The sequence below is a fragment of the Pseudoflavitalea rhizosphaerae genome, assembly GCF_003991355.1.
GTDB lineage: Bacteria > Bacteroidota > Bacteroidia > Chitinophagales > Chitinophagaceae > Pseudobacter > Pseudobacter rhizosphaerae.
This window is the reverse complement of sequence record NZ_RCSU01000011.1, coordinates 163,189-186,113: the sequence shown is the minus strand read 5'-3', so window position 1 is coordinate 186,113 and position 22,925 is coordinate 163,189. Positions and strand designations below refer to the sequence as shown.

At 40.4% G+C, this 22,925-nt stretch carries 21 protein-coding genes and 1 tRNA gene; 11 read left to right on the top strand and 11 right to left on the bottom strand.

Going from position 1 to position 22,925, the window contains the following annotated elements; all coding sequences use genetic code 11:
* The 3 genes from D9Y29_RS19045 to D9Y29_RS19035 are packed head-to-tail and all read right to left on the bottom strand — an operon-like array spanning position 1 to position 2,596.
* Positions 1 to 435 carry a hypothetical protein gene (locus tag D9Y29_RS19045; protein ID WP_127131181.1) on the bottom strand — a complete coding sequence of 145 codons (435 nt, stop codon included), beginning with the start codon at positions 433 to 435 and terminating at the stop codon, positions 1 to 3.
* Positions 436 to 441: 6 nt separating this feature from the next.
* Positions 442 to 1,566 carry a hypothetical protein gene (locus D9Y29_RS19040; protein ID WP_127131179.1) on the bottom strand — a complete coding sequence of 375 codons (1,125 nt, stop codon included), beginning with the start codon at positions 1,564 to 1,566 and terminating at the stop codon, positions 442 to 444.
* A 4-nt stretch (positions 1,567 to 1,570) separates the two neighbouring features.
* Positions 1,571 to 2,596 carry an MBL fold metallo-hydrolase gene (locus tag D9Y29_RS19035; protein WP_127131177.1) on the bottom strand — a complete coding sequence of 342 codons (1,026 nt, stop codon included), beginning with the start codon at positions 2,594 to 2,596 and terminating at the stop codon, positions 1,571 to 1,573.
* Between the two features lie 203 nt (positions 2,597 to 2,799).
* Here D9Y29_RS19035 and D9Y29_RS19030 point away from each other — a divergent pair, with 203 nt between their 5' ends.
* Together D9Y29_RS19030 and D9Y29_RS19025 are read left to right on the top strand one after the other, a co-directional pair.
* Positions 2,800 to 3,417 (top strand): recombinase family protein, encoded by a 618-nt coding sequence (locus D9Y29_RS19030; RefSeq protein ID WP_127131175.1) that lies wholly within the window; start codon positions 2,800 to 2,802, stop codon positions 3,415 to 3,417.
* Positions 3,414 to 4,271: a recombinase zinc beta ribbon domain-containing protein gene (locus D9Y29_RS19025; RefSeq protein ID WP_164735478.1), complete on the top strand. Its 858-nt coding sequence runs from the start codon at positions 3,414 to 3,416 to the stop codon at positions 4,269 to 4,271. Before D9Y29_RS19030 ends, D9Y29_RS19025 begins: the two co-directional genes overlap by 4 nt.
* A 1,150-nt stretch (positions 4,272 to 5,421) precedes the next feature.
* Here D9Y29_RS19025 and D9Y29_RS19020 read toward each other — a convergent pair.
* Genes D9Y29_RS19020 through D9Y29_RS19010 form a run of 3 tightly spaced genes read right to left on the bottom strand, consistent with a single transcriptional unit; the run spans position 5,422 to position 8,394 of the window.
* Positions 5,422 to 6,846, bottom strand: a complete 1,425-nt coding sequence (locus D9Y29_RS19020) for a hypothetical protein (protein WP_127131171.1) — start codon at positions 6,844 to 6,846, stop codon at positions 5,422 to 5,424.
* A gap of 55 nt (positions 6,847 to 6,901) precedes the next feature.
* Complete coding sequence (locus D9Y29_RS19015) at positions 6,902 to 7,759, bottom strand: nucleotidyl transferase AbiEii/AbiGii toxin family protein (protein ID WP_127131169.1); 858 nt, start codon at positions 7,757 to 7,759, stop codon at positions 6,902 to 6,904.
* Positions 7,756 to 8,394 carry a type IV toxin-antitoxin system AbiEi family antitoxin domain-containing protein gene (locus D9Y29_RS19010; protein ID WP_206513828.1) on the bottom strand — a complete coding sequence of 213 codons (639 nt, stop codon included), beginning with the start codon at positions 8,392 to 8,394 and terminating at the stop codon, positions 7,756 to 7,758. Before D9Y29_RS19010 ends, D9Y29_RS19015 begins: the two co-directional genes overlap by 4 nt.
* Positions 8,395 to 9,002: 608 nt before the next feature.
* On the opposite strand from D9Y29_RS19010, the gene D9Y29_RS19005 reads away from it, so the two are divergent.
* The 7 genes from D9Y29_RS19005 to D9Y29_RS18975 all read left to right on the top strand — a co-directional run bounded on the left by D9Y29_RS19005 (position 9,003) and on the right by D9Y29_RS18975 (position 15,899).
* A complete protein-coding gene (locus D9Y29_RS19005; protein ID WP_127131167.1) occupies positions 9,003 to 9,908 on the top strand; it encodes a hypothetical protein in 906 nt (301 codons plus the stop codon).
* Between the two features lie 2 nt (positions 9,909 to 9,910).
* On the top strand, positions 9,911 to 10,471 hold the full coding sequence (locus D9Y29_RS19000; RefSeq protein WP_127131165.1) for a hypothetical protein: 561 nt from the start codon (positions 9,911 to 9,913) through the stop codon (positions 10,469 to 10,471).
* Positions 10,468 to 11,745 carry a 7-cyano-7-deazaguanine synthase gene (locus tag D9Y29_RS18995; RefSeq protein WP_127131162.1) on the top strand — a complete coding sequence of 426 codons (1,278 nt, stop codon included), beginning with the start codon at positions 10,468 to 10,470 and terminating at the stop codon, positions 11,743 to 11,745. The genes D9Y29_RS19000 and D9Y29_RS18995 overlap by 4 nt, the downstream gene beginning before the upstream one ends.
* Complete coding sequence (locus tag D9Y29_RS18990) at positions 11,745 to 12,374, top strand: hypothetical protein (RefSeq protein WP_127131160.1); 630 nt, start codon at positions 11,745 to 11,747, stop codon at positions 12,372 to 12,374. The genes D9Y29_RS18995 and D9Y29_RS18990 overlap by 1 nt, the downstream gene beginning before the upstream one ends.
* 327 nt (positions 12,375 to 12,701) lie before the next feature.
* Positions 12,702 to 13,589, top strand: a complete 888-nt coding sequence (locus tag D9Y29_RS18985; RefSeq protein ID WP_127131158.1) for a TIR domain-containing protein — start codon at positions 12,702 to 12,704, stop codon at positions 13,587 to 13,589.
* 3 nt (positions 13,590 to 13,592) lie between these two features.
* Positions 13,593 to 14,129 (top strand): restriction endonuclease, encoded by a 537-nt coding sequence (locus D9Y29_RS18980; RefSeq protein ID WP_127131156.1) that lies wholly within the window; start codon positions 13,593 to 13,595, stop codon positions 14,127 to 14,129.
* A gap of 102 nt (positions 14,130 to 14,231) precedes the next feature.
* Complete coding sequence (locus D9Y29_RS18975; protein WP_127131154.1) at positions 14,232 to 15,899, top strand: recombinase family protein; 1,668 nt, start codon at positions 14,232 to 14,234, stop codon at positions 15,897 to 15,899.
* Between the two features lie 222 nt (positions 15,900 to 16,121).
* Here the strand turns inward: D9Y29_RS18975 and D9Y29_RS18970 are convergent.
* The 5 genes from D9Y29_RS18970 to tgt all read right to left on the bottom strand — a co-directional run bounded on the left by D9Y29_RS18970 (position 16,122) and on the right by tgt (position 20,933).
* Positions 16,122 to 16,195: transfer RNA gene (locus tag D9Y29_RS18970), tRNA-Ala, on the bottom strand.
* A 124-nt stretch (positions 16,196 to 16,319) separates the two neighbouring features.
* On the bottom strand, positions 16,320 to 16,847 hold the full coding sequence (locus D9Y29_RS18965; protein WP_127131152.1) for a YceI family protein: 528 nt from the start codon (positions 16,845 to 16,847) through the stop codon (positions 16,320 to 16,322).
* Positions 16,848 to 17,114: 267 nt separating this feature from the next.
* Entirely contained in the window at positions 17,115 to 18,440 is a 1,326-nt protein-coding gene (locus tag D9Y29_RS18960; RefSeq protein ID WP_127131150.1) for a citrate (Si)-synthase, eukaryotic, read from the bottom strand.
* 149 nt (positions 18,441 to 18,589) lie between these two features.
* A complete protein-coding gene (locus D9Y29_RS18955) occupies positions 18,590 to 19,690 on the bottom strand; it encodes an LptF/LptG family permease (protein WP_127131148.1) in 1,101 nt (366 codons plus the stop codon).
* 103 nt (positions 19,691 to 19,793) lie between these two features.
* Positions 19,794 to 20,933 carry a tRNA guanosine(34) transglycosylase Tgt gene (gene tgt, locus D9Y29_RS18950; RefSeq protein WP_127131146.1) on the bottom strand — a complete coding sequence of 380 codons (1,140 nt, stop codon included), beginning with the start codon at positions 20,931 to 20,933 and terminating at the stop codon, positions 19,794 to 19,796.
* Positions 20,934 to 21,141: 208 nt separating this feature from the next.
* On the opposite strand from tgt, the gene D9Y29_RS18945 reads away from it, so the two are divergent.
* Positions 21,142 to 22,275: a glycosyltransferase gene (locus tag D9Y29_RS18945; RefSeq protein ID WP_241237985.1), complete on the top strand. Its 1,134-nt coding sequence runs from the start codon at positions 21,142 to 21,144 to the stop codon at positions 22,273 to 22,275.
* Positions 22,245 to 22,892, top strand: coding sequence for a 16S rRNA (guanine(527)-N(7))-methyltransferase RsmG (rsmG, locus tag D9Y29_RS18940; RefSeq protein ID WP_241237984.1), 648 nt, complete (start codon positions 22,245 to 22,247; stop codon positions 22,890 to 22,892). The genes D9Y29_RS18945 and rsmG overlap by 31 nt, the downstream gene beginning before the upstream one ends.
* Positions 22,893 to 22,925: the final 33 nt, after the last annotated feature.

Genomic DNA, 22,925 nt, shown 5'->3' with positions numbered 1-22,925 from the left:
TTACCAAATTAATAGTTGTTTATCTAAATCAGTATCGGTTACCCTTTTCACCTTTTCTCCAATCAATTCTAAAGTTTTCTTTATCTCCTTATTCTCCATATTAGCATTTATAAATGCCAGTCCATTTTCAGTCAAAGAAACTTTCACCTTTGATGACTTCTCATTCAAAACAACAAACTCGTTTGCACTCAATGAGACAATCATCTTACGAATACTCAAGCTTAATTCGTACGGGTTAGACAACAATACATCTTGTACATCATTTTGCATTTCTGCAAAAGAAATAGTGTATATATAGTAGAGTTTTCTTATGAAAATCTCATTGCTATTACCCCCTACTTGGATTAGGTATAACAACCTCAACATAACCCCAGGAACATGATTTTCTGTGCTAGTTAAAACCTTTCGGTTACTTATTAGTACTTCAATAGACATATGAATCTATTTCTTTTCAAAATCAATTGTGCAATTCATCAATGAGTCAGCGATATTATAATTCGACAACAAACTAACCTCTGCTGAATCAATATGTGTATGAAGTTGCGCCTTAAGCAATTCTTCAATTGTAAAAGTAATTTGATCTAATTTCTCCTTAGCTTCAGAAGGGCCGTTTATGTAATTAAATAAATCTTTCGCATAGAAAGCAGCTATTGCCTTTTTATACTTACTTGAGAAGGTAGAATCTATTCCTTCCGAACGAACTAGTATCTCTTTTCCGTTTAAGTAATTTTTCACTATTCTAATTCTCTCCTCCTCTACTCTCCCTATTGGATAAACCATATTCGTTTTCCGAACCAGATTACCAACCATGTCACTATCAGAATTACTAATCATCCATGCTGTAGCAGTTTCTCTTTGCGTTGAATCCGATAATCTATCTAAGTACAGTGACACTGCATCAACGTTTTTCTTATATGAAAGGATCGTACAATCGGGCAAAAGATCCATAACAATAGAAACACAGGCACACTTAAACTTATTCTTATAAGACTCCCTCGGAATTTCAATTATTATTCCCACTAATATTCTATCTGAATCACCTATACGATCATCCAAAAATATACCTGATCCTGATATCCCATCTAAAGCCTGCGGGCCATAATCACCATACGCAGTATTCATATATTTCCCATCTACATCTACTAAAAACTTTCTAGGATCATCCTCAACATCATAACGAATTCCCAGAATATTATGCCCTGCTTTTGGATATGACTTATTATTTCTATTAATATAACGCAGCGAAATATCAGCTGGAGCGATACTTAAGACCGGAGATTCAAAGTCATAACCATCATTAGGTTGCAATTTTAGTAAAACCAAATCATTAGCTTTAGCGAACTCTGCATTTCCAAAAATTTCCTCAACATTAAATTCATGCGTTTCTTCAGAATGCACTTTCAATTTAGCCACATCGCATTCACCATCGAATTTTTTACCATAACAATTATGACCAGCTGTAATTGCATACAATAAGTCATTATGCTTATAAAACACTCCATTTCCACGAAAGTCACTTTCATAACATATTATCGCATTCAGCCGATTTAAATCTCTTCTTGACATACTCTCAATAATTATTTGATATTTTAATTCTCACCTTGTTTTCGTGAAGGGCATTTGAAGGAAATAGATCTGCTACTACTAATGGATAATTAAAATAAATATCAATATATCCTTCCGAATCTCTTGCCCCGAATTCAATAATCTTAGCAATTGTTTCTTTATCGGGATGGTAATATGGGCCGCTTCCATTTGTTGAGATTATAAAACTGGAACATTCTAACATACTCAATAAAGAACGACTAGTATTATACTTACATCCATGGTGAGAAATTTTTACAAAATCAACTTTTAACTTATTCTGCTCATTCCAACCATTCAATCTGATACTTTCTTCAATTACTATGGGATTTGAATCGCCAAGAAAAAGCCACCTTTTACTATCAACTTCAGCAATAAATGAAATGGAAGAAGAATTAACCAAATCATCCTCAACTTTATGAAATTGTTCCTGCCTTGAATTTAATTCGGTTATACTTGTTGCCTCATCTCTATTTTTTCGGCTCACTTTTTCATCAATACTATCTTGCTCTTGCAAATACATTTTTTGGATTTCCTCAGCAGTCCATTTTTCACTCAATTTTTCTAATATTGATTTAGTTGGTGATAGTATTTTTAACCTCAACCCTTTAACTTGCAATTCATCATTCGGAAATATTCCAACATACATTGGTAAACATTTCACTTTCTTTTCTAACAACACTTTTTCTAGTTTAATCCCATGCTGAATTCCTACTTTCTCCCCTTCTTCTTTCTTTAAAACTAAATTCGGGGTGTTCAAAAAAATATGACAATCGTCACTCAATTTCATGGAAGGGTCATCTAGAAGGCTAAACAAACCTCCAACATGGTCATAGTCAACATGGGTTATTATTATCGCCGAGAGTGTATTATTATCGCGAAGAATATGCTTAATAGATTTATAAGTCGATTTAATCCCAGAATCTATCATTAATTGTACTTGTTTCTCTTCATGTACCCACGATAAGATGAAACAGTCGCCTTTATCTGCTTGAAGGACATTAACATTCATAAGTGAATAGGATCTATTTTCATATATAAGGAATCTCTAATCAAATGTGGGCCTGGTATTCCAATATACATTTTTTTTTGAATAAGGAGGCCTTTTTAAGTAAATAATGGAAGCACCACTCCATTGTTAATCAACTCAATACAATGCTTATTAAGATATAACCCCAGCTGTGCTTATCTTTGAGTTACCTAAATCTGTGCATCATGAAATCCGCAGATTTATATATTCGCGTAAGTACCGAAGAACAAAAACTAACTGGCTTCTCTCAACGCTACCAGGAAGAAATCTTACGAACATTTTGCGAAATAAACTCAATCGAAATCTCTAACATTGTTTTAGAAGATTTTTCCGCCAAAACCTTCAACAGACCAAACTGGAGCAAGCTGTTTGCGCAATACAAATCTCATAAGCTGCAAACTCCTCGATTACTACTCATCACAAGATGGGATAGATTCAGCAGAAATACCTTGGACGCCTATTCCATGCTAGACAAGCTCTCAAAACTTGGAATAGAAGTACAGGCAGTAGAACAGCCTCTGGATCTTTCCATCCCTGAGAATAAATTGATGATGGCCTTCTTCTTGACAATTCCGGAAGTAGAAAATACTAGGCGATCAATGGAAATAAAAAAAGGATTGAGGAAAGGGGCTAAAGAAGGGCGATGGCTAGGGCTGGCACCATATGGATATGTAAATAGAATCAGGGAAAATGGGGAGAAATATATTGAAGTAGTTCAAACCGAAGCAAGGTATATGAAAATGGCATTTATAGATATTGCCAAAAATCTACACCTTTTATTAAAACCTACCAAAACATTGTGAGCTTAGGCTATCCAAGAAGTTTTAATGCTTTTCTGAGAGCGATCCGAAATCCAATTTACTGCGGTAAGATCCTTATAAAAGATGATACTCAAAACTCTCCACTATTCATTGAGGGTTTACATGAGGCTATTATAGAAGATGAAGTTTTCTTTAAAGTTCAATCACTTCTAAACAGAAAAAAGATCAACCCAAGAAAATCAAAATCCAACCCCTATCTACCCTTACGAGGTATTCTAAAATGTCCCAAATGCGGTAAAATGTTGACTGGCAGCGGATCAAAGAATAGGACAGAAAAGGTTTACTACTATTACCATTGCCAATCCAAATGTGGGACAAGGTTCCCTGCAAATGTAATTCATCAAAAATTCCGTCTTCTGCTAGAATCACTGAACCTTACAGATTTTCACAAATTCATTCTACAGCAGATAGTATATAATTCGATCCAGGATCTACTCCAACACGAACTAACAAGATCCGGAAGGCTTCTCAGGAAAATAGAAATCTGCGAACAGAAACCACAGAAAATAAGAGCTTTACTTTTAGAGGGTTCTATTGATCCAGATGAATACAAAATATTTATTGAAGAATGTACTGCCCAGTTACATATACTTCGGGGTACTCTAAAAAACTCTGAAATTGAAATAACCAGAATTAAAAATATCAACAAAGATGTGCTTGAGAAGTTTTCTGATTTTGCCCGCTTATTCGATTTAATAAAAATTGAAAATCAGCAGGAGTTTGCGAAATGGGTATACCCTTACGGTATCGAGGTATTGGATGACTCATTTTCTGCTGCGAATATTGATAAGTTATTGCATCCAATCTTTACGGTTACGGGAAAACGTGAGGTGTAGAGGAAAGTCTTTATAATGATATTACTAAACTAATAACGGATAAGCTCACTCTAACTATAGTCGAGAACTCTAATGTTTCTACAAACCAAGCAAAACATATAATTGGCTTCCTTAAATTCCTCGTTGATATGATTTTGCAGTAGTGTTCGACTACACGTTGCTTTTGTGTTCGATTCAACAATTACTTTTCATCACATAAAATAGTAGCTCCCCAAAATATTATTGCCATCAAATTCCATTATCAAAAAGTTATACTCTTAATACACGCTGGATCAATTAGATTGGAGATAAAAACCCAGCCTTTAGTACAAAAAAACAGGTAAGTCTGAGTGACTTACCTATTAAAAATAATTATACTATTTCGTGGAGTAGGTGGGAACCCAATTGAATCAATTTTGCCGATTTTAGTTGCTTTAGACTTCATTGGACTACCATAAAGTATCAGTACAGACCAACACATTCCGAATTACCGGTATGTGTTGGTCATCCTTAACCCCTAATTTCTTTTGACAAGAATTACCTAATTCAGAGTAAAAGTAACTTGAAAAATAAGTTGAAGTTGATACTTGTTGGAAGGTTCTAAAGAAAGATTGGTGACTTTTATGGGTATGACAAAATTTCAGTCATGGATTGAACAACTACGTTTGAATAGTTGACTTTCGAGATTTCTCAGCCTTGGACTTTTCGGCGAGATTGGTTTTTGGCTGACCATTGGTGACAACGGATGGAAGGTTCAAATGTTTTTGAATCTATAAACGGTCGAGGTTGGATAAATACGTTTTTGACGACTGATGGCAAAAAGTAGGTAATGGGCAGGGTTATAACCGTTAGACTCGTGTAAAGCGTATTTCATGGAGCCCGTATTAATTCCATTGCTGCCCGCTTGAGGGGAAGCGTAGAGGCTGAGGGGGTAAATAAGCAGCCAAACATATAAATTGCTGCGAGTAGCAGCATACAGCTCAATACTAATATTACAATTAATATACATAGCTGATTAAACTTCAGGTTATCCCCTTCTATTCGCAGCAGTCCCAGCAGATTTATCTTAATTTTTTTCTCAGGTGTTGCCATCTCGTTTCTTTTATGGCAAACTTACTGGCTGCGTGCCCGCGTATGGAAAAACTGTACGACGGGTAGAAAAAAAGTATTTTCAGTCCCAGGCGCCTGATATGATCTTAAAATTGATCATTACTTTCTTCTCGTCAAACCCTTCAATGTGATCGCAAAGCAACTTCACGTATTTCAATTTAGTGTGACCACTCGCCTCATATTGCCGACTGGCATTGGCCGCAAATTCAGCAAACAGCGAGATGATAAGGCGTTTATCGCCCTGGCCAAAGTTAATTCGCTGAGTCGGGATGCCCGTTTTCTGCCCGAAGGCACGGGCTATAAATAAATGAAATTGTTCCTGGTTGAAATACGGCTTCCCGTTTTTAGCAGTGTAAGTCGTTAGTTTGCCAAAGTGTTTCAGCGCCTCCGAAAGGGGCATTTTTGGACAAAATTTATTCTCGATCGCATGGATATCCACCACCACAGGCTCTTGCGCTACAGCTTTGCCAGCGCGGCTGCGCTCCATTTTTTCCCAATGCGGCTTCATGTCCCTTAAATACCGCTGCTCACCACTGAACCATTGCTTAAGGGTACGGCTCACTTTCGCACGTTCATCTTTAGCATTTTGCCCGAGTTGCCGGAGCTCATGCCGCCTGCGTGCGCCAATTACCTCAATTTCCCTCTTTTCCAGATCTGTGAGCTTATTTTTCTCCAACAGCACTTGCGCGTTTACTGTAGTAAGGATGGTGTTTGTCGTTTGGATGATGTAATTCATCATTTTTTTCACGGTAATCATTGGTGCTTTAGCCAAGCCGGAGTATCGGTTGACCTTCGGGCTACCATCCAGGATGGGGATTTGGCTGGCAAAGTATTGCTTTAGAGGAGATAAATAGGCAATTTGCCAGGGAAACATCTCCAGCCAGTTACTATATTTTTCAAAAAGTAACTTGACATCAGTTTCTGGTACAGTTTCTTTTTGTAAGTAGAAGCCTTCAATAAATTCACTGATTCTCCTTGCTTTTTCAGGATCATTCTCTTTAAGCCTGGCAACAATATCCTTTAAAAAACTAATATATAAACTAGCCCCTATGGTTGACCCATAGCCGCGTGGCAGTTGCCCAAAACTATAAAAGGCATACTCAACAAACTCCGAAATATGTTCATAATAGTCCGGCTCATCTATTTTTGCGTTCCACAAATTCTCGGTCTGTCTGTAGGTGTCGAGTAATCGTTGACGAAGAGTGCCTATCCATACTTCGCGCTTAAACCAAGAGGGCGCAGGATCGAGTTTGGCATGCAACTCGCAACAATGGGGAAACTTCTCAATATAATCGTCTATGTTTTTGACGAGGCTCTGATGCCATGGGCAGCAATCAGGCCAATCCTGTGCAAGAGTATTTGCGATGCCATCAAGGTGGGTTCCTACAGGTAAAAGCTGAAAATTTTCATTACTTATCCATTTGAACAGATGTTCATGCTCTCCATTATTGCCAGCGGCGTCATTATGAAAGGGATGAGGCTCCATTCGCGTATTTTTAAAATGTTTTACATGCTAAGCGGTCACGATAAGAGCAATCTACCTATTTCGAGGAAATTTTAATTCGCTCAACCAGATCATGAAAATACTTGGGCGACCAAATATTCAGCACCCTGGGATCCCTGATAAACCGCGCAATATCTTCTTTGGCGCGATCCAGATCTATTGTATCAATTCTATTGCGAAGCAACTCTCGAAACTGCGCCTCCGTCATATCTTCCTGGGTCCAATTACCACTACCTTTCGCCCTTAACAGGAAATGCTGCAAATTCATGAGTACTCCTTGCTTGATGTACCATTCCATATCGTACCAATCCCGACCTTTCACGTTGTTTTTCCATTGCCTGAAAAGCAATGCATGCATTTTTCCGGCAAACAAATCAGGAAGGGAAAAGCAGTTTACATAAAATGAGAATGGCCTGGTGAGCAGTTTTTCCTCGGTAGCAAAGCCCAGTGGCGGTTTCTTATCCACTTCAATCTTAATTTTTATACGAGCCACTTGTTTTATATGTTGCTCAGGGACGATACTTTCCAACACCAGCTCTTTCCAGATGGTTTCCGATTTTAAGAATGCAGATTCTACATTGGATTGGGCAGTTTTCTTTTTCTCTGCAATGGCCACTTGCATACCCTGAGCACTAAACTCATCCACAATGGCATCCATATATGGCTGAAAAGAAAACTGTTCATCCTCCTGCAATAGTGAAAAGTCCAGGTCTTCGGAATAGCGATCCAGTTTATAAAATATGCGTAATGCAGTCCCCCCATAAAAAGCCGCTTTACTATAAAAGCCGCTTCGAGAAAGACCTGCAAGTGCTACTTCTTGCATAATTTCTCGTAAAGCGGCAGTGGCTTCTTCCCTGTTAGCTGGCTGGTAAGATTCTAACCATTCCTTTATCATAATGCTTCCAATGTTTCTAGTAACATGTTTAGGGATGAACTTTTGGGTGCATGTTCACTCCATTCTTTCATTAGGTTAAAATTCATCGACTTCACCACATCCAGATCAATTCTCAGATCTTCATCGAGGTAAGCTTTAGTGGCCTTAATACTGCGCAGCTCAACACCGGGCGTAGTTATGATTTTATCAAACAGTGCTTTTTCTGGTGTAGCAATTAAAAAACGTTGGTTATGTGAAACCTCTATACTCTTTATTCCAAAGCTATAGTACGGCAATGGCAGCCTTGTATAGGTAAAAACACCCACTTTTGTTGAATATTTCTTGCTTTGTTTGATGGTAACGGAAGTAGTGGAAAAAACTTTTTCAGGTATGAGTGCATAATACGACAAGGCGCTGTCCAACGATACATAACTGGGCCCCATGATATGGTTTGCAATTAAAAATGGATCTGGCTGTTGCCGCCTAATCGCCTTGCCTGGTATATATAAACCCCTCTTTACAGGAAGCAACATGTCGTCCTTTACCAAATTCTTGATTTTATCATTTGGCTGGCGGTAGTCTCTTAGTATCCATGCCATCACATGGTGAGGAATAGGAATTGCTCCAAAATCTTCTATGGCCTGATATATTTTCACTATTACAAATGTAGTTTTTCAGCAGGTAAATATGAACATTTCATATTTAATATCAATTAATCCACAAAATAATTTGCGTAATATTTAAGCTAAAATATGAATTTTATCGGTTATCTACTATTTATTTCGCAATAAATAATTACATTCTTTCATGACCCTGAGGGAGTATAATTGAACAATAATTCATATGTTATTTTTAATGAATAACTTACATTTTAATAATTAACGCCATATTACCATAGAGTTCTTCTTCACTATACTTAAGCAAGCTGCTATATGCTCGATTCTTATAATCCTTCTGCATTTCCACGAACTACCCATTAATGATAAATGTAATACTGATAGCAAATTTATAACTGCATTTGCTTGTATTGTAATTATTTGTATATTGTACATGCATCTTTGAAAACATAGGAAATATCCCTACTCCATTAAAAATTGGAATCGCTACCCTGTTTTCAATAATTAAGGCTGGATTTAGTTTTAATGAGTCAGCCCAAATACTCTCCATATAGTATTTAAAATTATACCCAACTGAATCAGGCGACCCAAACCTTGTTTACTAAGGCTTGTTTGTGTCGTCGCCCCAACACTGCAATTCCCATTTGATGACTGAAAATGTTAGTATTATAGCCACCACCCTAATCATTAATGGTTTTAAGTTAAACCTAATTTCTCGGCCAGATAAGGATAGCTGTATTTTCGTAGCCCATAAACGCGATATTTTGGGGGCCAGCCTACCTTATGCTATACTGGTCACCAATCAGGCGTTGACTGACGGGCAAACAAAAACACTGATCACCGTAGCTGAAGGCCAAGGTGCTACACCATTAATAGTGACTAACAATGGGCATAGTGATCTAATAAAAACTTTGAGAATTTCCGAATTTGAAAAGCTGCTGGGAGGATTCATCGACACAGGTTTGGTTACCTTACCCGGTATTGCAGCCATTATGGATGAGTTAGGTCACAACAAAGTTCCCACAGGCTTAATCGGTGATGCCGACGTGCTGCTCGAGATTTATACGAAAGAATGTTTACGCTATCTGCTGTGTGCTCCAGGAAGGCGATTTGGAAGCGAAAGATCATTTGAAAAGCTACCAGATGGAATTATTCTGGGAGGATCCACCTGCAATTTGATGTTCGATGCCAAAGCTTACAAATCCGGCTTTGAATTCAAGGCAGACGATATCCGCCGTTTTAGCAGTTATATCGAAGATTTCAATGACCGTTATAAGAACTTCTATAAGTTCAAATATTTCATTGTTGTCAGTGGGCACTTTAATGATTCGGACGATTCGATCAAAGGACGATCCGATGAACTATTCAATGAATGCGGCGCAAGGATTTGCTGTATCCCAGCCTGTGAGCTAGGAGCACTCTCACAACTATTTATCAGTAGGCCATTACAAAGAAATGCCATCAAATGGGAGAACGTTTTTGTAAAACACCGGATCTCGTCAAAAGATTTACAGGACGAACTCAGTCGATTAGATAAAGATAAACTCCTTTAACTATGGGAACATCCGTCAACCAAAGCTCGCCCAGAGATTCCAACTGGAAACCGGTCCGAACGGCTTATGTTAAGAATAGAATCTCTGAAGCTAGGGTACTTTCGGAGATATGGCGAGCATCAGAGAACCAAAGTATTCCTCTTAGTCGAGAATTAAGCTCCAATGCCGTTTATAGCTGCGTCCAAGCAGTAGCTACCTCTAAAAATTTCCAGGAAGCCATCTTCAAAGTGAATAATTATTTGATGGACAATGGTGGAAATTCCATCAGTGTAGAATTTGCCAAGAGAATCATACCCTTGGCTTTTGGGGACAAACAACCAGCACAAGCATTTAGCAGGTTATTTATCTCCGAAGTGACCAAGTATGTAATCTCTCGTGACATTGCCGGTTGTGTTGGAGACGGCTTTAGAAACAAAACAGTCACCGAGTTGGTCGATTTTAAAAACCGAATAAGCCAACGTGCTCTCAATCTTACGGCAGAAATCAATATGAATATATCGACCCAAAAAGACTGGTCAGTTTTTATTACAGCCACAGTGAATAAGTTAAAAACGCAGCAATGAGTTCAATTTATATAGGCACGAGCATTTCCACTGCTGATCTTATACTAGTACCTGGTGAAAACCTATATACTGGCAGCAAAAAAGCACAGGAATACTTTGGTGACCTAGATACCTTAGATGAAGATCTACTCAATGTGGCGGCAGGCATTTATGCCGCTGACCTGGCAACTATACGCTCGGACAGGGAACAAAACTGTCGGGATATAGCACTTACTATAGAGGTTAGCCACAAACAGGGTTGGGACGTCATAAGAAAAAAGCTAAAGTATGCTTTATATGTGCTGTCTAAAGATAACTGGGAGATTACATTCGTTAAAAAAGCAGGAAAAACCAATGCTGATCTTGATTGGAACGGAGCATCCGGAGCGGTACTGCTTTTTTCAGGTGGCATTGACTCAATGGCTGGAGCATCCGACTTTTTAGCGAAAAAAGAACCGCTAGTTCTGGTCAGTCATAGCAGTCAAGGCAACAGTGAAGTAGATAAGTCGCAGAAGGATATATATAAGGCCCTCTGCAAACACTACAAACAGGAAATACCTTACTTCCCAATTAAAGTTTATGGTAGAAATAAGAATCCATATGATTTCCCAGAGGAAAGGGAGAACTCGCAACGTACTCGTTCCTTTTTATTTCTAACACTAGCCGCTTTGGTAATGAAAAAGAAAAAGATGAAAAAGGTGCTGTTCATGGCAGAAAATGGTCAGTTTGCTGTCCACTTACCTTTGAATCAAGCCAGAATCGGGCCATTCTCCACCCATACAGCCGATCCATTGTTTCTATCCTTGGCTAAAGAAATTTTTAGCCACCTGTTAGAAAACGAAGATTTTGCAATAGAGAATCCCTTCTTATACAAAACTAAAGCCGAAGTATTTGCCGTACTACCAGTACAATTGCAAAAAGCCGCCATCAAATCGGCGAGTTGCTGGAAGATCTCTCGAGTTAAAATGCACTGCGGAGAATGTGTGCCGTGTATGTCCAGACGTATCGCTGTAGAATACAACGGGTTAAGATTTTCAGAATATAAGGTTGATTTATTTAACGAAAACATTAAGGCACTACCGGAGGAGCATACAGGCAAAAGGAACTTATCAGACTACCTTGAATTTATCGCCACCTTCAAGTCCGTTAAAGACATACCCAAAATCCTTTCGAACCATCCAGAGTTATATAATAATGCATTTAATCAGGAAGCAGTAATCAAGATGTACCATCGGATGGCACAACAATCCTATAAGGTACTATCTAGTTATCCAAATGTTGTAAAACTGATATAATGGCTAGATTCTCTATTACAAAGCTCGAAGAAGCCCGTAACAATCCTCAAAGGTTTGCCGAATCCCTAACGGAAACAAAAGAAGATCAGAAATTCTTTCCTCGTTCTAAGTTTGCGGACTGGCAAAGGGCTGCCATCTTTTTTCATGATGGCGATAACCTAAGTGGCGCGATCAAAAAACTGACCACTGTATTTACATTGAATTACAAGGAGTCGATTAAAAATCAAAAGGAGCTAGAACAACTTGTCGTAAACCTTGAAAACTATGCTCATCGGGCTGAAAAAAGAGGTCTAACGCTGTTCGATAAAAGAAGGAATATCAGAATCGATATAAATGCCGATTTGCTAATGACAGGCCAAATCCCACTGATCTATATGAATGATAAGGGAGGGTATGCTGCCAGCTTTTTTCAAAAGCAAACTACCTTTTGGCAAGATGAATTGAAGTATCCCATCATTCAACATCATATCGCTGAAAGCCTTCTCGGCTGTGATGTCAAAACGGTTGAGGTGGGCATATACAGCCTAGAGGATGAAGACTTTTCGCTAAAGACTTACTCTAAAAAAGCGATCAACGATGCCATTGAGGAACTTAAAGACCTAGGAGATTCCATTGTGTCATATATGTAAATACATTGGGCATTCTACCCTTGCTTACATTGAATATGAAAGCATGCATATCAATGATCAAAAGGTTATGTCTCCGATTAGAAACATTGCTAGCATGGAAGTTCCTAATCCATTATACATTTTTATATCCAAGGAGTACTGTAATATTGAAACCGTATCGAAGGATGTGTTTACACTGATGGGGAGCCAGTTGCCTTGCGATTTGCCGATGCAATAGGTGAAGTATGGACTACGGCTACTTTGGAAAAGGACACCCTTCATTTATCTTTTAAATATTATATTTGAAATACCTAATAGTATTACGCATATCATAGTTACGCAATTAACATGAAACAAAAAGTGAACTGTTACATATCAACGCCAGCAGATTTTGAATTAACAAAGCTTGAATCAGTCTTAGACAGCCAAAATATTGAGCATCACAGTTTTTACGATTTTTCAATTGGCAATTCATTTTCTGATCTAATTAGACGAAAAATTCGAGATTCTGACTTTGTAATAGCTGTATTACAAACAGACAACGCTAACGTATTATTTGAGCTTGGAGTTGCGGAGGGTTTAAAGAAACCAACCTTCATACTTGTAGATAAAGATTTCAAGGTGCCCTTTTTCCTAGATTCTAAGTTCTATTATCAAACTAATTTTAAAGATTTATCATTGGTTGAACTCGCTCTGAAAAACTTTGTTCAAGACATCAAAATCAAGAAAAAAAGACCCGTCAGTAAGGAGGATAGAGATATATTATCTGTAAATGACACAACAAATATATTAGCCAAACTAGCAGGCTTACGTAAGAATCCGAATGAAAGAGAAATCTTTGATCTAATAAAGGAAACCTTTACAAAAATTGATGTTCAGAATGTTTCAATAAGCGAATCAGTCATTGATAGAGGTGTTGATCTCGTAATTAGAAGTAAGAACCTTATACCATATTTTGGCAATCCGATATTTATTGAAGTTAAGGCTGGAAGCTTAAATGCCAATATGATTTTAGAAGCCGAAGAAGCACTTTTGAGATATATACAAAATACAGAAGCCAAAGGTGCTATTGTCCTTTATCTTGACCGAAACAATAAACGTTTCGATGATATAAAAGCTGCATACAATTCAATCCTTCTCTTTGACTTGGAAGATTTTATACAAGGCATCGCTTCCGAAGGGCTTGAAAGAACACTTATTGAAAAGAGAAATAAAAATGTTCACGGAAACTCTTAAATCATGCCGAATTACAGTAAAGCAAGGATTCAAGACTTCCTGAACAGGTCAGATGCGGCGGCCAATCCGGATGCCAAGGGAAGAATATTTGAAGACCTTGTAGTTTATCTTATGGATAAATTCCATGGGGTTAGAGTAGCTGAAAGAAATGTGCTAGATGCAACTGGATCCCAAGAACTTGATGTTGTATTCTGGAACAACCGAGTAAGATCGCCGTTCGACTTTTTAGATCCGATTCTTATTTCGGAATGTAAAAATGAGGCCAATCCACTAAGCAGTGCAAAATGTAGGGAATTTGTAGCAAAGTTGAGAAGCCGTGGAGCCAATACAGGTTTGTTAATTACCTCTAGTGGAATTGCAGGTCAACTAAACGGCTATAGATTTGCAAATTCTGTAATAATGGATGCCCTGACCGCAGATAGGATTAAAGTAATTGTCATTGACAGGACTGAAATTCTAGCACTTAATAATACTGATGATTTAATCAATTTGATAACTGATAAATATCTGAATTTAACACTCAGAAGGACTTTAGACTAATATTTTGAAGAAGCCTTAGGAAAGGAACTCCGTGCATGGATCGTTTTTCATGCTTAACCCTTCCTAAGCAACTCTTTTCTGGCTTCTACCGTACTAAATAGCATGGAAACTGCTGACTTGTACATCAGAGTAAGTACAGAAGAGCAAGCTCAAACTGGCTATTCCCAACGATATCAGGAAGAGGTCCTAAGAACCTACTGTGAAATACATGGGATAATTATACGAAAAACCTTCTTTGAAGATTATTCAGCCAAAACTTTCAATCGCCCTCAATGGAATAAGCTTATTGCTGAATATAAAATAAAAAAGCCCAAGGGCCTTTCACTCCTTTTAGTTACTAAATGGGATCGTTTTAGCCGTAATACAGGTGATGCCTACTACATGATAAACTATTTATTGAAACTAGGCATTGAAGCAAAAGCTATCGAACAACCTCTAGATCTCACAATCCCGGAAAATAAAATAATGATGGCTTTCTTCTTATCTATTCCAGAAGTGGAGAATGCAAGAAGGTCCCTAAATGTAAAAGAAGGAATTGAGAGAGCTAAAAAAGAAGGTCGATGGATTGGTTCAGCTCCTGTAGGATACAGAAATAAAATATCGGAATCAGGCCAGAAGTATATCCAGGCAGTTGAACCTCAAGCAGGGATTATGAAACAGGCATTCCAGAAAATTGCCTATGGAATTTATTCAATCAAGGAAATATACGATGAAGCTTTTGATAACGGTCTACAAAGAAGTTATAACTGTTTCTGGAAAGCGCTCAGAAACCCTGCATATTGTGGCCTCATCAAGCTGAAAACGTCACAGTCTGCAGACGCGTTGTTCGCAGTGGGCCAGCACGATCCATTAATTTCAGAAAGTCTCTTTCAGGAGGTACAAAAAGTACTAGCAAAGAAAAGAAAGCATTACAGTTATACACATACGAATGTTATTTTCCCTTTTCGAGGGCTTCTTATTTGCCCTAAATGTGGGAAGAGTTTGACTGGAAGTAGTTCACAAGGCAGAGGAAAAAAATATGACTATTATCATTGTATCAGTAAATGCGGCGTTAGAATCCCTGTAAGCAAGGTACATATGCTCATCCAAAAATTCACCAGTTCATTTGACCTCCTTCCAGACTTTAAGCCATTATTCTCCTATGTATTGGAAGCTAGCATGAAAGCAACTATAGATCAAAACTCACTAAATCATCAAAGATTATTGAAAAAGATCGAGGATTTAACCTTCAGAATAGATAAAGCTAGGGAGCTTCTTTTGGGCGGTTCACTAAATCCAAAAGAATATAAAACTATCCGATCCAACTGTGAAAACCAGATAAACATCCTTGGAGAAGCATTGCAGAATGGAACAAGGGAAAACAAATTCCTCGCATTAGCAATCTCCACATCAGAAGAAAAAATTTCAAATCTTAATGATCTTATTGAGAACTATTCAACTAATAAAAAGAAAGAAATATTCAAGTACCTTTTTCCTTATGGCATAACTTGTAATGTCAATCGAATTGACGAAAATGACTTATCAGTTCCTCTGAGATGTATTTACATAAAACAAGAAATACCTACCAATCTATCAACTACTTTGAGCGAGATTGAAGAAAAACTTCTGGAAGAGCCTCCCAAGATCAAAGAAGAAGTCAAAACATTAGTTAACAAACTGAAAATTTGTTCAGTAAGGCAATGCAAAGATATTGTTGCGTACTTTCGCAAATTATCTGAGATCATCTTAGACCAAGCAATTGAACGAAAGCTCATCTCCTTTCTAACATAAGTGTTCGATTTTCGTAAACTCAAATGTAAGGCAGGACTCATTAAATGCTTGTTTTGTCTCATGTTTCCCAAAAGATTGATGGTATATAGGGGATTCATATTCAAAAAACAAGTAGGCAGGAAATTGACTTTCAATACGATAGATAAAACTAAAAAAAGGCAGCTCATAACGAGCTGCCTTCAGTTTTTTTGTTAGTTTCTGGTACTACCAGTTTTAAAAAAGTGGAGAATACCGGAGTCGAACCGGTGACCTCTTGCATGCCATGCAAGCGCTCTAGCCAGCTGAGCTAATTCCCCTTTTACCTGGCTGATTTCAGGAGTGCAAATATAGGAGCATGGTTCATTGTGTCCAAATAAAAAATAAAAGCCGGTGCAGAAAACTGTACCGGCTCAAACATCTGTTTATTGAGAGCATTTACGATTACGCTTTTTTGATCGCTTCCACGTTGATATGGAGTTTCACTTCATCGCTCACCACAATGCCGCCTGTTTCTGTAACCGCACTCCAGGTAAGACCGAAATCCTGGCGATTGATCTTGCCGGATACTTCAAAACCCGCAACAGTATTGCCGTAAAAGTCTTTCTGGATACCACCGTACTCAACATCCAGCACTACAGGTTTGGTAACGCCTTTGATAGTAAGATTTCCCTTCACTTCATAATCACCACCACCCTGGTTAACCAGCTCGGTGGATTCGAAACTCATGGAAGGGAATTTCTCTGCATCAAAAAAGTCAGCAGATTTCAGGTGACCATCGCGGCCTTCATTGCCGGTATCGATACTGTTAATGTTTACATTGAATTTGATCTTCGCATCAGTGAAATCCTCTTTATCAGATTCTACTGTGCCTTCAAATGTTTTGAATTTCCCCGTAACAGTGGAAATCACCAGGTGCTTTACTTTAAAAGAAACTTCTGAGTGTGTTGTATCAATTGTCCATGTTGCCATAAAATCAAGTTTAGGATGTAAAATTAATGTTTAAACATTATCGTGCAAAAAAGTTTAGCTGCAATTAACAATCCAATAGCATTGGAAAATCGACTGCCAACACCATCATCCAGATCAAACCCTTTACCAGAGCGGGATTCAGAAGTGCTCACTTCCATACCTGCTAACCTGAAGGTTAGTGGCATCTTCCAATATGCACATAAAAAAAGCCCTGACCCGCAAGGGACCAGAGCTAATTTTTATAATGTGGAAAGATGAGTAAGGAAACTAGTCGCCCCAAATCTCAGCTTCGCCTTTCAACCATTGTTTTACATTCTCTGTAGTTACAGACTTCGGCCTTTCTATAGGCAGCGCCAGTGCGCGATCCCAGATCAGGCTGCTCATTACTCCCAGTGCGCGGCTCACGCCGAAGAGCACGGTGTAGAATTCATATTCCACCATTCCGTAGTGAACCAGCAGGGCCCCACTGTGTGCATCCACGTTCGGCCATGGGTTCTTGATCTTGCCGAGCGACTGAAGAATTGGAGGCACCGCATCATAAACATTCCAAACAGTTTGTACCAGTGGATCTTCAGCCAGATGCTTTTTACCGAATTCCATTTGTGCTGTAAAGCGTGGATCGGTTTTGCGAAGCACAGCATGACCATATCCGGGAACAACTTTTCCTTCAGAAAGTGTTTTCTTCACATACTCTTCAATCTGGTCTTTAGCAGGCGTTTCAGTTTTGAGCTCCTCGCGCATTTCGAAGATCCATTTCACTACCTCCTGGTTGGCAAGGCCGTGCAGGGGACCTGCGAGACCGTTCATGCCTGCAGCTAAGCTCAGGTAAGGATCGCTGAGAGCGGAACCCACCAGGTGTGTCGCATGTGCGGAAACGTTACCTCCCTCGTGATCTGCGTGAATGGTCATGTAAAGACGCATCAGTTCCTTGAAGCTTTCGTTCTCGAAACCGAGCATATGCGCCAGGTTACCAGCCCAGTCCAGCAAACCATTAGGCTGGATATGTTGATTATTCTTGTACTTCCTTCTGTAGATATAAGCGGCTACGCGGGGCAGACGTGCAATGAGGTCCATTGCATCATCGAAAATAGGTTCCCAGTAGTCTTTTTTGTTGATGCCTTCTGCATAACGTTTGGCAAAATTGCTTTCCGTTTGCAAAGCCATGATACCGGTTACGAACATGGTCATCGGGTGGGCAGTGATCGGCAATGCATCGATGGCGGCAAACACATGGTTGGGTACATGTGAACGACGCTGCCATACGGATGTAACATGATGAACATCTTCTTCAGTAGGCAATTCACCAATCAGCATCAGGTAGAACAATCCTTCGGGTAAAGGTTCATTGCCATTTTTGGCTTTCGGGAGTTTCTGTTGCAATTCAGGGATGGAGTAACCACGGAAACGGATACCTTCCTGTGCATCCAGCAGGGATGTTTCACTTACCAGTCCGGTGATACCACGCATCCCCTGATAGATCTGCGATAACTGAACTTCCCCGATCGTTTTTGTTCCGTGCTCTTTCAGCAAATTCTTGACTTCAACGGCTGATTCATCTGCCTTTGCCTTGAACCTTTCCTTAAGAATACCCATGTTGTAGAATAATTATATAAACAAGCAAAATAAGTGTAGAATCGATGGCTAAAGTTATAACAATACCGCTCAATAGAACAAAAATTGTTGTTTTAGGTTAGAAACTAAACCATTATTAATACTGATTTAATTAGTTTCTCATCCAATTCTTATTTAGGCGCCTTCTTGTGTAACCAGATAGCAATACATGTAAAAATAATATTGGGTGTCCAGGCGGCCAGTATGGGCGGGAAGTTACTTTTAGTGGAGAATGTGAGGGAGAATTTATCCATCACAACAAATATCGCGGCAGTGATGATCCCTACAGCGAGGTTCAGCCCGCTACCACCGCGGGTTTTACGCGCAGCCACTGAAAACCCGATCAATGTCAGCACCAGCACAGAAAAAGGAGTGGCGTCACGGCGGTATCTTTCTACTTTGAAATCGTTCAGACCTTCTGTTCCCCTGTTGGCCTCAGCCTGTATGAAAGCTTTCAGCTCGGAGGTGGTCATTTTATCTTTCAGGTATTTGTCCGGTTTGATCTCGGTGGGCTTTACATTCAGCGCCAGCTTCATGGTATCGATCTTCTTAATCGTCTCTTTGATACCATCGATATGTCTTTCAATCGCATTCTCGATCACCCATGATTTCTTTGCCGTGTCCCAGCGGATATTGTCGGCCCGCAGGTTGTATATTAATTGAGTGCCTTTGATGCGGTCCATGAAGAAACCGCCGTAGGCCATCTGTCGGTCATTGTTGTACTCCCGGAAACCCGCGAAGGTTACAGAGTCTACTTTGAGATAATAGTTATTGCCTCTTTTGGCCAGCTCTCCTTGTTCGTAGGAACTCTTACTATCGATATAAGTTGCCTGGAAATTTCCGCGGATGGTGGCGGCTTTGGGGATCCAGATCTGTGTGGCCACCCAGAAAATTCCGCCCAGGAAAAGTGCAGCCGCCATGAACGGCGCCAGCACGCGGTTATATCGAACTCCACTGGCCAGCATGGCGATGATCTCTGAACGTGCTGCCATTTTGGAGGTAAAGAAGATAACAGCAATGAACACCATCAGCGGAAAGATCATGCTGATGATGAAGGGAACGAAACCAAGATAATAATCGGTAATGATCTGCCAGGAACTAAGACCGCTCTTTACAAAATCATCGGCTTTCTCACTGGTATCGATCACAACAGCGATCACGCTAAAGATCAGCACCATGAAAATGGTAGTGCTGAGGTATTTCTTGATAATGTACCAGTCGATTTTTTTCATACTATGCCTTTGAGCCGGCGGCCGGGCAAATGTAGCCCAAAAACTGTGATCCTCAGAGCCCGGGATTCCTAAAACTATTGCAAATCAGGTTGATTTTTCAGACTTACAGGCGTTGTTGCAGGATGGCCACCTGCTCATTCTTCCAACTGATAAAATCCCCTGCCAGGATATGTTTGCGCGCCTCTCCTACCAGCCAGAGATAGAATGCCAGGTTGTGAACGCTGGCGATGGTAAGTCCCAGGATCTCTTTCGCCTTCATCAGGTGACGGAGATAGGCCTTGCTGTAGTAGTTGCTGATATGGCTGTCGATGCCATCATCCAGCGGGGAATAATCGTGTTCCCATTTCTTATTATCGATATTGATCACTCCTTTGGAGGTGAAGAGCATGGCGTTGCGGCCATTACGCGTGGGCATCACACAATCGAACATATCAACACCCAGTGCGATGCATTCCAGGATATTCCAGGGAGTGCCCACACCCATGAGGTAACGTGGCTTTTCCGCAGGCAGGTTCTCGCAACAAAGTTGGGTGAACTCGTACATCATGTTATCGGGCTCGCCTACGCTGAGACCGCCGATGGCATTGCCTGCAGCATTTTTTGATGCAACGTATTCGCAGCTCGCTTTGCGCAGATCAGCATAGGTGCTTCCCTGCACAATAGGAAAAAGATTTTGCGCATAACCATACCTGTCAGGTGTGCTGTTGAAACGCTCGAAACACCTGTCGAGCCACCTGTGGGTGAGATGCATGGATTTCTCCGCATATTTGTATTCACTCGGATAGGGCGGACATTCATCGAAGGCCATGATGATATCACCACCAATGCTGCGCTGGATGTCCATCACATTTTCGGGCGTGAATAAATGTTTCGATCCGTCGATATGGCTTTGGAACACCACCCCTTCTTCCGTGATCTTACGGCTGGATGCCAGCGAAAAAACCTGGTAGCCGCCACTGTCCGTCAGAATGGGCCTGTCCCAGCCATTGAATTTGTGCAGGCCACCGGCTTTCTCCAGGGTTTCGAGGCCCGGGCGGAGATAGAGATGGTAAGTATTTCCCAAAATGATCTGTGCCTGCACATCATTTTTCAGTTGTTGCTGGCTCACTGCTTTCACGCTGCCCGCGGTTCCCACAGGCATGAAGATGGGTGTCAGGATCTCTCCGTGATCTGTTGTAACCTTACCCGCTCTTGCCGCAGAATGCCCATCTGTAGCCTGTAACTGAAATTGTAAACTCGCCATAATATTTGATAAATCGGGCTGCAAGATACGGATTACAGCCAGTTTGCAGGGTAACGAACCCTCGCTATGGTGATTACCATCAAATTACACACATTACAAAAATCTTTATTTTTCAACAGGTGTGGATGCTTAGATGTATTGCTTTCAGGAGTTACCTTCTTATTTTCGCGCATTATTTCCTTGCATTGGACCCTAAATTGCAACCTTCATGATATCACTGTTGATGAGCATAGATTGGTGGTTGATACTTTTCTGTGCCTTTTGCGCAGTTGCTTTCGTTCAATTATTATATTACTGGCTCCTCTTCCGCAGGGTGGCCTGGTACCAGGCGCCTGTTCGCGAAAAAACGCAGCAGCACCCGGTTTCCATCATTATCTGCGCCCGCGATGAAGCGGGTAACCTGGCACGAAACCTTCCCGGCGTACTGGTTCAAACCTATAGCTCCACACATGAAGTGATTGTGGTGAACCATAACAGCCAGGATGAAACGAAATTCCTCCTAGAAGAATTCAGGAAAACATTCAAAAGTCTCAATGCCGTGAACCTCTCACAGGAGGCTAAAGGCATTCCCGGTAAAAAATACCCACTCTCCATAGGCATCAAGGAAGCAAAGCATGAGGTCATCCTGCTGACGGATGCAGACTGTGTGCCAGCTTCCGAATTCTGGGTGCAGAAAATGCAGGACGCCTATGCGCCGGGTATCGATATCGTACTTGGATATGGAGCGTATTACAAACGACCGGGTTTACTGAACAGGCTGATCCGTTTTGAAACCTTCCATTCCGCCCTGCAGTATTTTTCGTATGCACTTGCAGGTATGCCGTATATGGGTGTTGGCAGAAATCTTTCTTACAAAAAAGGATTGTTCTTTGCCAATAAAGGATTCTCTGCATTGAACCATGTACCGGGTGGCGATGATGATCTCTTCATCAACAAAGTGGCTACTGCCTCCAATACAGCCATTGTACTGGATCCCGAAGCGGTGACCTTATCAGAACCGAAGAAAACATTCAGGAACTGGATGCACCAAAAGAACAGGCATTTCACTACCGGAAAATTCTATAAGTCCAAACATAAGTTCCTGCTTGGACTTTATTCCATGACGCATTTCCTTTTCTATCCATTATTCATACTCACCCTTATCTTCTTCGATTGGCGACTGGCGCTCGGCATCTTTGCAGTGCGCGCCATCACGCAGGCGATCGTGTATTATAAAGCGATGTCAAGACTGAATGAGAAAGATCTCTTTGCCTGGTGGTGGTTACTGGATATCTGGATGTTCATTTATTATTGCATCTTTGCTCCTGCATTATGGAAGAAGCCGAAAAAAAACTGGGCCTGATCATCAAGTACTTTGGTGATTTCAGCGAAACACAATTGCAGCAACTGGCTGCACTGGAAGCATTGTATGCAGACTGGAACGAGAAGATCAATGTGATCTCCCGCAAGGACTTCGACAGTTTGTACGAAAAGCATGTATTGCATTCACTGGCCATTGCAGCTGCATTCGAGTTCCAGCCCGGAGCCGTGATCGGCGATCTCGGCACTGGTGGCGGATTTCCCGGCATACCACTGGCCATCTTCTTTCCTGAAGTAAAGTTCCACCTGGTAGACAGCATAGGAAAAAAGATCAAAGTGGTGCAGGCTGTTGCAGAAGGTCTTGGTTTGAAAAATGTGACGGCGCAACACGCGCGCATGGAAGAAATCAAGAACCGTAAATTCGATTTCGTGGTATCAAGAGCGGTGGCGCCGCTGAAAGAGCTCTGGACCTGGAGCAAGCCCTTGCTTAAAAAAGCACAGCCCAACCAGGAACAAAAGCCCGGTCTCATCTGCCTCAAAGGAGGAGATCTCGCGCAGGAAATTTCCGAAAGTGGTTGTAAACCACGCATTATGGAAGTACATGAGATCTTCGGAGAAGAATATTTCAAAGAGAAATACCTGCTGTACGTATCTGTGTAATTTCCGCAACAGCCCCATTTCATCCATCGAAAA